Source organism: Gilliamella sp. wkB171 (genome assembly GCF_001693755.1).
Taxonomy (GTDB): Bacteria; Pseudomonadota; Gammaproteobacteria; order Enterobacterales; family Orbaceae; genus Gilliamella; species Gilliamella apicola_F.
The window spans coordinates 12328-24609 of the sequence record NZ_LYST01000044.1 but is presented as its reverse complement, the minus strand read 5'-3'; the positions used below and the strand labels follow the sequence as shown (position 1 = coordinate 24609).

Annotated in this window: 8 protein-coding genes; all 8 read left to right on the top strand. The window is 33.7% G+C overall.

Annotated elements, in window-relative coordinates; all coding sequences use genetic code 11:
* Positions 1–11: 11 nt before the first annotated feature.
* The 8 genes from A9G03_RS09145 (at position 12) to A9G03_RS09110 (ending at position 12282) form a co-directional block, all read left to right on the top strand.
* Positions 12–4643 carry an autotransporter outer membrane beta-barrel domain-containing protein gene (locus tag A9G03_RS09145; RefSeq protein WP_065799012.1) on the top strand — a complete coding sequence of 1544 codons (4632 nt, stop codon included), beginning with the start codon at positions 12–14 and terminating at the stop codon, positions 4641–4643.
* A 358-nt stretch (positions 4644–5001) separates the two neighbouring features.
* A complete protein-coding gene (acuR, locus tag A9G03_RS09140) occupies positions 5002–5607 on the top strand; it encodes an acrylate utilization transcriptional regulator AcuR (RefSeq protein ID WP_065799011.1) in 606 nt (201 codons plus the stop codon).
* Between the two features lie 255 nt (positions 5608–5862).
* On the top strand, positions 5863–6858 hold the full coding sequence (gene acuI / locus A9G03_RS09135) for an acrylyl-CoA reductase (NADPH) (protein WP_065799010.1): 996 nt from the start codon (positions 5863–5865) through the stop codon (positions 6856–6858).
* A 209-nt stretch (positions 6859–7067) separates the two neighbouring features.
* Positions 7068–7298: a ChaB family protein gene (locus A9G03_RS09130; protein WP_065799009.1), complete on the top strand. Its 231-nt coding sequence runs from the start codon at positions 7068–7070 to the stop codon at positions 7296–7298.
* A gap of 123 nt (positions 7299–7421) precedes the next feature.
* On the top strand, positions 7422–7706 hold the full coding sequence (locus tag A9G03_RS09125; RefSeq protein ID WP_065799008.1) for a YciI family protein: 285 nt from the start codon (positions 7422–7424) through the stop codon (positions 7704–7706).
* A gap of 639 nt (positions 7707–8345) precedes the next feature.
* Positions 8346–9776 carry a 6-phospho-beta-glucosidase gene (locus A9G03_RS09120; RefSeq protein ID WP_065799007.1) on the top strand — a complete coding sequence of 477 codons (1431 nt, stop codon included), beginning with the start codon at positions 8346–8348 and terminating at the stop codon, positions 9774–9776.
* A 25-nt stretch (positions 9777–9801) separates the two neighbouring features.
* Positions 9802–10119, top strand: a complete 318-nt coding sequence (locus A9G03_RS09115) for a PTS cellobiose transporter subunit IIB (protein WP_065799006.1) — start codon at positions 9802–9804, stop codon at positions 10117–10119.
* 147 nt (positions 10120–10266) lie between these two features.
* Positions 10267–12282 (top strand): BglG family transcription antiterminator, encoded by a 2016-nt coding sequence (locus A9G03_RS09110; RefSeq protein WP_065799005.1) that lies wholly within the window; start codon positions 10267–10269, stop codon positions 12280–12282.

Here is a 12282-nt window from a genome sequence, read left to right as displayed (position 1 = left end):
TGAGAGGAAATATGAACAAAGTATCTAAGTTAATTTGGAACACATCGCGTCAACATGATATTGACAGCTTAAGGAAGGCACAATCTAAACGTAAAACATTTTTGATTAATATCATTACAACGGGTATAACTGCGGCTATGATTTCGCCTATTTATGCGAACTGTAGTAAGAATGATCAAATTAATCAGTCTTGTTCTACCACTCATTCTTCAACTTTATTTAACACTGATACTGCTAATTATATTCAGAGCTTTTCAAGCATTAGCACGCGTGGGCGTTCAATCCATTTGAGCCAAAATAGCGATGTTACAAATAATAGTGGCAATGGATATGAATATACTTCTGCGACTGATACAGACAGTTTAATCTTTGGACAAACAGCAGGTAAAATTACAGGCAGCACTAGTGGTCTAAACTTGGTACATCAAGGTACAAATACTTTATCAATAAATACTGCTGGAACCATACTGGGCAGTACAGATTATGGTATTGTGGCTGAAAATGCTGAAAACTCGACAGATATTATTATCACACAATTAACCAATGGCAGTATTACAGGTGGAAAAACTGGGATTTTAGTTGTTAATAATGGTAAAAGTACAACGAATGTTAATACTTCAGGTGCCGTTAATGGTAACCAAGAAGATGGGATATCGGTGATTAATGGTAATCAGGCAACCGACATTTCAATAAATAATGCTAAACCTGAAGGGGTTATTACGGGTGGTAATCGTGGTATAAATGTCGATAATCAAGGTATAGGTAATACCGAAATTCTGGTTTCAGGTTCGGTAAAAGGGGTCAATGGCGAAGGTATTTTTGTTAAAAATAGTAATCAAAGCAAAATAATTACCATAAACCAATTAGAAGAAAAAAGTATAATTTCTGGTAATACTTATGGTATTTCTGTTTATAATTCTGGTTCAGAGAAAACCAGTATTTTGTCAAAGGGAAAAGTAATAGGAAGTAATAGTGATGCAATTTACTCTGAAACAGCTGAAACAGGATCAGATGTATTTATCACTCAGTTCGAACAAAGTGAAATTACCGGTCACAATAATGGGATTACCGTTATTAATAAGGGTAGAGGAGAAAGTACTTTTAACCTTTCTGGTAAAATAATTGGTGAACAACAAGATGGGATTGTGGTTCAAAATTTAAACCCAGACTCAACTAAATTATCCATAACACAGGGTGGAGGAAGTATTTGGGGAAATGTTAATGGTTTAAATTTATTAAATAAAGGTAAAGGAGCGACAACCATTACAACCAGAAATGGTGTGGAAGGACAACAGAAAGATGGCATTATTGCGATAAATGAAACGGGTTCGGATCTTTTAAAATTAGATCAAACATCAGGTTCAATTAAGGGGCATAATAATGGGCTAAATTTTGTCAACAAAGGTAACAGCTCTATTATTATGAATATATCAGGTGATGTTACTGGTCAACAAGAAGATGGCATTAAGGCTATCAATCAAGAAGAAAGTGCTACAAATATCAATCTTACACAGTCTATAGGATATATCCGTGGTCACAATAACGGTATAAATGTCATAAATAATGGTCGAGGTTCTACTCAGATAGATTTGAGCAGTTATATTTTGAGTTATCAAAATGATGGTGTTTCAATCACTAATGGTAATACAGCCAATTCTCTTACGATAAATCAATATAATGGTACTATTACTGGTAATGGAAAGGGTATTAATCTCAAGAATAATGGTAAAGGAACAACCAATATCGGTTTATCCGGTACTGTGTCAGCTAATACTAATGAAGCGGTATTTGCAGAAAATGGTAATCAGACAGATGAATTAAATTTTATACAGTCTGGTGGGAGCATAAATGGCAAGACAAATGGTGTTTATTTAATTAATAATGGATTGGCTTCGACCTATATTGAGACATCTAGTGTCATTGTGGGTGATTCTCAACATGCTTTATTGGTCGTTAATAACGATACAACTAATGATTTAAACATTAAACAGTCTGATGGCAGTATTACGGGTTTTTATAATGGTATTAATGCACTCAATAATGGTCAAGGGTTAACAGATATCGAAATTGCTGGTGAAGTAAATGGCTATAATGCTGAAGCGATTTTGATTAATAATGGTCTTAAAACCAGATTGTTAAAATTTACAGTAACACAATCTGGTGATATAAAAGGTCATAGTAAAGGCGTGAATTTGATAAATAATGGCGAGGGATCATCTACTTTAGTTTTAAATGGTAAAATTAACTCGACGTTAGATGATGCGATAGATGTCTCTAATCAAAATAATACGACAGGCATAGATCTGACACAATCAACAGATAGTATTATCCAAGGTGCTAATAATGGTATTAAGTTAAATAATTCAGGTAAAGGCAATGTTGTAATCGTTACATCGGGGATTGTAGTAGGTAAAGCAAAAGCGGGTATTGAGGTTGATAATGGGACAACAAGCTCAGGTGTAAGTATCAAACAAAACCAAGGAGCCATTCATGGACGAGATAATGGTATTTATGTAAATAATAACGGCACCGATAATACAGTTATTGATATAGCTAATAAAGTTTACGCTGATGGTAACGATCAAAATAATAACAAAGATGCCGGTATTTACACTACAGGTCAATCAGGTACGGCAACGTATATTAACCTTAATAATGGTGCTAATGTTTATTCTACACTTGGTACGGCTATCAGAAACGAAGTAACGAATTCAACTATCAATCTTAATGATGGTTCTAAGGTTAGTGGTAAAATTTTGCTTGGAACAGGTAATGACACGTTGAATATTAACCAAGGTGCTGATATTTCTGATATAACTGTACTTGATGGTGGGCATAAAGCTACCCGAGATGGGGACTTGTCAGAGAAAGACGTCCTTAATTTTAGTACGCATCTTACTGGTTCTTCTGACTCAACAGGCAGTATCAACAATGTAGCTATTTTAGATTGGGAAAATATTAATGTTGGTCAAACAGGTATTTTATCACTGACAGGTGATCTTAATACTGATAAATTAACCCTAAGTTCCGGATCTGTATTAGATTTAGTGCCATCCTTGCATCAAGCTACAGTGCGAGGAAGTGTGTATAATGCTGGTACTATTACACTAAATAATGGTTTTGCTGGGGATAATTTAACTATTACAGGCGATTACCATGGTGAAAATGGCAGATTGTTACTTGATACAGTCGTTCAAGATAGTAATAGTCCGACCGATAAATTGTTCATTGGTGGCAATGCTTCAGGGCATACATCAGTAAACATAAATAATGTTGGTGGATTAGGTGCTAACACCGGTATGACTAATGGTATTGAGATTGTTAATGTCAAGGGTATAAGTTCAAATGATGCGTTTAACTTAGAAGGCAATCATTTAGATGTCGGTGCTTTTGAATATTATTTATATAAAGGCGGCCTTAATCAAGAAAACGAAAACTGGTATTTGCGCTCTTATAAACCAACGAGCCCAACAGACCCAGATAAGCCGGTAAACCCAACAAACCCGGATAAACCGGTTAATCCGACTAACCCAGATAAGCCGGTAAACCCAACAGACCCGGATAAACCGGTTAATCCGACTAACCCAGATAAGCCGGTAAACCCAACAAACCCGGATAAACCGGTTAACCCAACAAATCCCGATAAGCCCGTTAATCCGACTAATCCGGATAAACCGGTTAATCATAAACTAACTTATCGTAAAGAAGTACCAATGTTTGCCGCAGTTGCCGCTCAATTACGCCAAGCAGACCTTATAATGCAAGGTAATATGCACCAACGTATAGGTAATACATTATTACCTGATGATTACACCAGTTGGGGAAGATTAATTGCGGCACGTTCAGATATTAAACAAGATGGCGACGTTGATGCACGTAGTAAAGGGAATTATACAGGTTTGCAAGTTGGAAGTGATGTTTGGTTGAGTGAAGATACTAATTGGAGAGCAGGGGGCTACTTTGGTTATTTATATGGACGGTTACATATGAATGGCTTTGCTAGTGGTGACTATAACCAAGTTGGTAAAAATAATCTCAACTCTTACTTTATTGGCGCTTATGGTAATTACATGCAAAATGATGGCACTTATTTAGATTTGGTTCTACAAGGTGGGCGTCATGAGGTGGATATTAAACCTGACGAAAATAAAAATAGTAGTCAAAAAGGTTATGGTATTAGCGCTTCAATCGAAGCGGGAAAACCATTTAATTTAAATTATTATGATTGGAAATTAGAACCTCAAGCACAAATTATTCATCAATGGTTAAATATCAATAACAGCCATATAAGTGGACAAACAACGGTTAAACAGGACGATAATGATTCTTGGTTATTCCGAGTTGGTGCACGATTAGAGAATAATTTTCAGACTGATTTAGGTACATTACGACCTTATACCCGTGTCAATTTGTTCTATTCGCCAGATGGTGATGATCACACTATTTTTGCAAGTCCAAGTGCTTCAACAAAAATTAAAAGTGGTGCGGGCTATACAAGCACAGAGCTTGCTATTGGTGGAAGTTACGAGATCAATAGTCAAATAAGTGCATATACTGAAATTGGTCATACTTGGTCTAACAGCGGTGATGCCAATGTCAAAGCACCTATTACGGGATCTTTAGGTCTTAGAGCTAATTGGTAGTTTAAGTTAGATCCTAATTTTATTTTATACAAACCGATATCTTATTTAAGTAGGGTATCGGTTTTTCATTGAGATTATTCAAAAAATGTAATTAACACTAATGATATCAAAATGATTGAAACCATAATTATTTATCAAACTTAGTTTTAATAAGTAGGATTTATTTATCTTATTGTTAATAAATAAGGCATCAATATTGTGATTTTTTCTACTTTTAGTTGTCATTAACTATTCCAAGCATTATTAAACTATTATAGTCGTATAGTTTACTAACTATATAATCGAGTTGCTTTTGTTTCACTGACTGCTTATTATTAAAGAACTATAATTTTGTAAAAATTCAATAATCGTTATTTATATGTCATCTCAAACACTCTTGAAAAAAGGAAATGATACTAAAACAGCATTAATTCGTAGTGGTATGGAGTTAATGACAACATATGGTTATTTATCATCAAATATTGAAAGTATATTAAAACAAGTCGGGGTACCAAAAGGTTCTTTTTATTACTACTTTAAAAGTAAAGCGGATTTTGGTCATGCCATTATTACCTCATACAACAATTTTTTTATACATAAATTAGATAAACATCTAACTAATAATGCAATTTCATCACCTTTAGCTAGAATCCAAGCGTTTTATGAAGATGCGAAGCAAGGTATGGCAAAATATGATTACAATCGAGGCTGTTTAATTGGGGAATTAATTCAAGAAGAATCCTTACTGCCAAAGGGATACGCAAAAGTTCTTGAACAAATTTTGCTAAATTGGCAAGCTAAACTTGAAGAATGTCTACTTCTTGCTCAGCAATGTGGTGAACTAAAATCAAATAGTGACTGCAAGGCATTAGCTGAATTTTTTTGGATTGGTTGGGAAGGAGCGGTGACACGTAGTAAGTTAATAAAACGATCTGATCCGTTAGATCGTTTTATTCAACTGTTTCTCGATAAAATTGTCCACTAATCCCTACAAGATTATTGATAGTAAGACAAATATTACGCATTTTTTGAATTATCGAACATAATTAATCCGTTAAAACAAAAGCCATATTTAGGACCAAAATATCTGATTGTAATCTGTTGCAATTAACTAGACGATCGGTCTATAATCTTTAGACTATTTGTCTATAAACAGTAATTCAATAAGTTAACTTTATTACTAAGCTTTTTTGTAGTGAATTACCCAATCCGATTTACAAAAATTTAATAAGGAATATGTATGTCATTGAGCGCCATTATTTTAGAAAAAGATGAGATAAATGGGTTTTCACATTCATTAAAAACCATAACAAAACAACAGTTGCTGCAACAACAAGGTGATACTCTAGTTCAAATTCACTATTCAAGTATCAATTATAAAGATGCACTAGCATTAACTAATAACGGTCCTATTGTTAGACAATGGCCAATGGTTCCTGGTATCGATGGAGTAGGGGAGGTAATTGAATGTCAGAGTGGTCGTTATCAATCCGGCGATTTGGTTATTTTAAATGGTTGGGGTTGTGGTGAAACCCATTGGGGATGTTTTGCTCAATATGCTTATTTAAAATCGGAATGGTTAATTCCTTTACCCCAAAATATCACACCCTATCAATCGATGATTATTGGCACCGCAGGATATACAGCGGCATTGTGTGTAAAACGTATTGTTGATTTTGGTGTTAAACCTGAAGATGGAAAAGTTTTAGTTACTGGTGCAACAGGCGGTGTTGGTTCAGTTGCTATCGTGATATTGAGTAAATTAGGTTATCAGGTGACTGCCTCTACGAGTAAAGTGGCAGATAAAGATTATTTGCATAAACTCGGTGCAGTGGAAATTATTGATAGCCAATCTTTGAAAGAGCCAAATCGACCATTACAAAAGGAGCTATGGTCAGCGGCGATCGACGTAGTTGGTTCTTATACATTAGCCAATATTTGTGCGCAAACTAAATATGGCGGCATTGTCGCTTGTTGTGGTCTTGCTCAAGGCATGGATTTACCCGCAACGGTTGCTCCGTTTATTTTAAGAGGCGTCACATTAGCAGGTGTGGATAGTGTGATGGCAAGCTATGATAAACGAATTGCTGCTTGGCAATTGATAGCAGAAAACATGGATGAAAAACTGTATTCTCATATAGCTCAGACTATTACATTAAATGAATGTGCTGAAGTGGCAAATAAGATGATCGCAAATAAAATTAAAGGTCGCTTTGTAGTTGATGTAAATAACTAAATCGATATTCAATAAAGTGGTGTAATTTTACACCGCTTTATTAACCCCGAAATTGATTTAGATAAAAATTAATACAATTCATTGATTAATAATTCTTGTATTTCCTATAAAATAAGACTAAATTCAATCTTAGCTGTTTTGAAAGTTGAGTTCGCAATAACCGTTTAGAATTATCCATAATGTATAATTAATTTATGGGGGAATGTGATATGCCTTATCAAACACGAGATGACCTACCAGAATCCGTTCGACATGTTTTACCCGTTCATGCTCAAGATATTTTTAAAGAAGCATTTAATAGTGCCATAAAAGAGTATCAAGATCCTAAAAAGCGACGAGATAATAGTACACCTGAGCAAGTTGCTTTCCGTGTTGCTTGGTCGGCGGTTGAAAAGCTTTATCATAAAGATGAAAACGGCAAATGGGTCGCTAAATCGTAACTTTAATGTTGTATACTTGTTTTAACAAACCATAATGCTATTTAATTGATAATTAATAAAAAATAGTATAATCCAAGCCAACATGTATGGTTGGCTTATTTATATTTAAATTAAGAGATTAAAATGTTCATTTTTTCAATTACCTACCTCAAGCCGGTTAGTGAAGTAGAAAAATACTTACCACAACATATCGATTATTTAGAACGTCATTATCAATCAGGACATTTTATTGCTTCTGGCCGCAAAGTCCCGCGTATTGGTGGTATTATTCTTTGTCGTGCGGAGAGTCGTGAACAGGCAATAGCAATAATGCAAAAAGATCCATTTTGTATTCAGCAAATTGCACAATATGAACTTATAGAATTTATACCTACAAAGTTTGCGAAGCAGTTTGAAGTGTTTATCTAATTATACTCAAAAAAATTTTAATGAATATCAATAAAATTTTATTAAAAAATAGTTAGTCTAAGTATCATTATAAAATGAACCGATTATCAATCCATTCATCCTTTAATATCACTGTTTCAAAAAATTGATAAAAATGTTGAGCTTTTTTGGCTTTTTCAAGTTCTATATAAGTATGTTATTTGCTAAATAAAATTAATTTAAATTTATTTAAGTCTATTTATTATGAATTGATTAATTATCAATGAAAAAATATAAGTAAAAATAGAGAATAACTAATCAAATCAGTATGTCAGGGCGATCAATAACCACTTAATAAATTAGAATCGATTTGTCGAACGGGGATTAAATTAGTCGTTATACAACCTAATCATTAACTTATCATAAGCTTAATCGTTTTAAAAAAATGCGAGTTATTTAGTAAAAAATTATTTAACAAATTTGTACAACCACCTTTTTTATTAGATAAAATTTTTATAGTAGTTCCTCAATCTCATCGCTTTATCTAAAGGTTAGATAAATTTTCCTTATCATGTCCTCATTTTCTATTTTTCCTGATCAATACGGAAAAAGTTGGTTAGTAATTCAAATTTTTTCCTTTTATACTGAATTTAATCTCTCATTTAATACAGGTATTTGATCATGAATAATAAAGGTTTACCAAAGGATTTTTTATGGGGAGGCGCTGTTGCTGCTCATCAATTAGAGGGTGCTTGGCAAGCTGGTGGTAAGGGTCCTAGTGTTGCCGATGTGATGACTGTTGGATCGCCTAAAAGTTATCGAAAAATTACCGAAGGAATCATTCCTGGTGAGTATTATCCTAATCACGAGGCTATCGACTTTTATCATCATTATAAAGATGATATTAAACTATTTGCTGAAATGGGTTTTAAATGTTTTCGAACTTCGATTGCTTGGACTCGCATTTTTCCCAAAGGGGATGAGCTTGCGCCAAATGAAGAAGGCTTGAAGTTTTATGATGAACTTTTCGATGAATGTTTGAAATATAATATTGAGCCGGTTGTTACGCTTTCTCACTTCGAGTTACCTTATTATTTAGTTACGGAGTATGGTGGTTTTCGTAATCGTAAATTAATTGATTTCTTTGTTCGCTTTGCAGAGGTCTGTTTTGATCGTTACAAAAATAAAGTCAAATATTGGATGACCTTTAATGAGATCAATAATCAAGCCAATTTTGATGAAGACTTTGCACCGTTTACTAATTCTGGTATCTACTATAAAGCTGGCGATGATCGCGAACAAATTATGTATCAAGCAGCACATTATGAATTGGTCGCTAGTGCAAAAGCTGTCCAAATCGGTCATGCTATCAATCCTGATTTTCAAATTGGTTGTATGATTGCCGTTGTGCCAATCTATCCGGAAACCTGTAAACCAGGTGATATCTTAATGGCGCAAAAAGTCATGGAACGTAAGTATTTCTTTACCGATGTTCATGTTCATGGTCAATATCCTAACCATATTATCAAATACTGGCAACGCAAAGGCTTTAAATTAGACGTGACAAGTCAAGATCTCGAAGTGTTAGAAAACGGCACTGTTGATTACATTGGTTTTAGTTATTACATGTCTAATGCGATTAGGAAAAAATCAGATAACTATGAATATAACGAAAAAACCGATTTAATTGGTAATCAATACGTTAAAAAATCTGATTGGGGTTGGCAGATCGATCCGGAAGGTTTGCGCTACACATTAAATTGGCTAACTGATATGTATCATTTACCGCTTTTCATTGTGGAAAATGGATTTGGTGCATATGATAAAGTTGAAGCTGATGGAAGTATTCATGACAGCTATCGCATTGAATATCTTCGAGAACATATTAAACAAATGAAGTTAGCGGTTGAAGAAGATGGTGTTGATTTGATGGGATATACCCCTTGGGGTTGTATTGATTTAGTGTCCGCTGGAACGGGTGAAATGGAAAAACGTTACGGCTTTATCTATGTTGATAAAGACAATAAAGGTAATGGCACCTTAAAACGAAGTCGAAAAGATTCATTTGCTTGGTATAAAAAAGTCATTGAGTCAAATGGTGAAACCTTATAACGATTCAAATTCATTAGGAGAAGTTATGAAAAAAGCGTTAATTATTTGTGCTGCTGGTATGTCATCATCGTTAATGGCAAAAAAAGTCACGGAATTTTTTGCAAAAGAAGATAAAGCTTTTACCGTTGATGCAGTTTCAGCCACTGAAGGCACTAACATGATCAAAAACAGTGACTTTGCACTTTTTTTAATTAGTCCGCAAACCATGATGATGTTTGATAAATTTAAAAAATTAGGTGATGAAGTAGGTAAGCCTGTGGTCAGTATCCCTTTTCAAGCCTATATCCCTATCCAATCAGGGATTGAACAATTAGCGAAGTTGATTGAGGATAATATTAACTAAGTTAAATTTGTATATATTGGTTGGCGCTGTATTTGCTATGCCTTAAATAACAGCGCCTTATTACCTTGGTCGGTGAGTTTTTCGCGTAGATAAAATTAACCACGATATTTTGTATAGCGGTTTTAGTTGCCACAGGTAAAAATGATAATGATAAAAAACAAACAACGTGACCTTATTGCTTTAATGGTCTGTTCTAAAAATATATTCAAAAGTAGTGCCTTGCTCGCAAAAGAGTTGTCGTTATCAGATAGAACGGTACGTACTTATCTTCATGATCTCAAATCACTCATTGAAGAAAATGGTGCCATTGTTGTGAGTAAGCAAGGCTACGGATACCAACTACAAGTAAAAGATAGAACAGTATTTAATCAATTTTTAATTAAACATCACTTATTGGATCCCAATCAAGAACAAGTTAATTGTCGAGAACTTTGCCAAAGAAAACACCATATCCTTAATCTTTTATTACTTGAAAGCCAAACAATAGATATTGAAACATTATCAGAACAGTTATTTATTAGTACATCGCAATTATGCAAAGATATGCAAGATATCAAGCTTCAACTTCAACCTTTTGAACTTACTTTAAAAAAAAATCGCAGCTTGTTTTATGTAGATGGTGCAGAAAAAGCAAAGCGACATTTCATTATGAGCTATTTTTTTCATGAAGAAACACTCAATTTTTTACACCGCTTAAGTTATCTCAATAAATTTAGTGATGTAATAAGTTTTGATACTTTAACCATTATTATTTTAGATGAATGTCGTGAAGCAAAAATTAAACTATCAGATGTAATGATGCAAAATATTGTGTTGCATTTGGCGTTGAGTATAAAACGTTTACAATCAGGATTATTTATTCAAAATCTTGATTTGCCAAGTTCAGCTAATCACACCTTAGAATACCAAGTAGCTCAAAAAATTATTAATCGAATTGAAGTAGTAATTGGATTTTCGTTCCCTAAAGAAGAGCAGATGTATTTAACTTTACATTTGATGAGTAAATCCAATGTTATTGAGCAGAATTTAGATAGCCAATTAAGCACAATGTTGAGCAATTTGCTAGTCAAAATTCAACATGAAACAGGTTATCCATTTTTGAACGATGAGCAGTTAAAAAATGGGTTAGTACAGCATCTAAAACCGATGTTAGTACGCTTAGAACAAAATATAAAATTAGAAAATCCCTTACTTAAAGAAATCAAAACCTGTTCGGCGGAACTGTTTGAATTGGTAAAACATTATTTTAGCCAGCTTCCCAATTTAAACAAGTATTCAATTCAAGATGATGAGTGGGGTTATTTGGCTCTCCATTTTCTAGCATCAATTGAAAAACTTAAAAATGAACAAAAAGCGAAAGTTTTAATTATTTGTGCTACAGGCTTAGGTAGTGCACAACTATTAAAAAATCGAGTTGAACGTGAATTTCAAGAACGAATTAAAATTGTCGACACACGAGGATATTATGAAATTGATCCCGAAATGTTAGATGAGGTCGATTTTATCATCTCTTCCGTCGATCTTTCATCAAAAGTGTTTAAAATTCCCGTTTTTCAAGTCTCTGTATTTTTTACTGAAGACGATGTGCAAAAAATCCGTTGTTATCTTGCTTCAAAAAAACACTTTAATTTTGTTAATCGTACCCAAATCAACAAAGTAATACCTAATGTTTCAGGTGAATTAACGCATATTGAGCAAGTTATTGATGATTTAAGTGCCGACTATTTTTGTATCTGCCAACATCCTATATCAAAAGATGAATTGTTAGTTCGATTACTGGATCGATTATCGATAAATGAATCCTGTTGTTATACAAATAAAATGCTAAAACAGATAGATAAGCGTTCGTTACTAGGCGATATTTTTTTTAGTGACACCATTGCCGTCCCTCATCCGGCTGAGCCTGTAGGCAAGTTGTCAAAAATAGGCATCGCTCTTATTCCTGAAGGGCTATTTTGGCAGCAAAATCACCCGAAAATACATTTTGTTTTTTTGATTTCACCGTCTATTTATCAAAATCCCAACTTAGCGATGATGACTAAAGCAATTGTCAATTTAATAGATAGCCTTGATATGCAAGCAAAATTACTCAAAACGCAAAATTTTAACCAATTTAGACAACTTTTTATTCAACTTATTGAAAAGGAGCATAGCAATGAATGA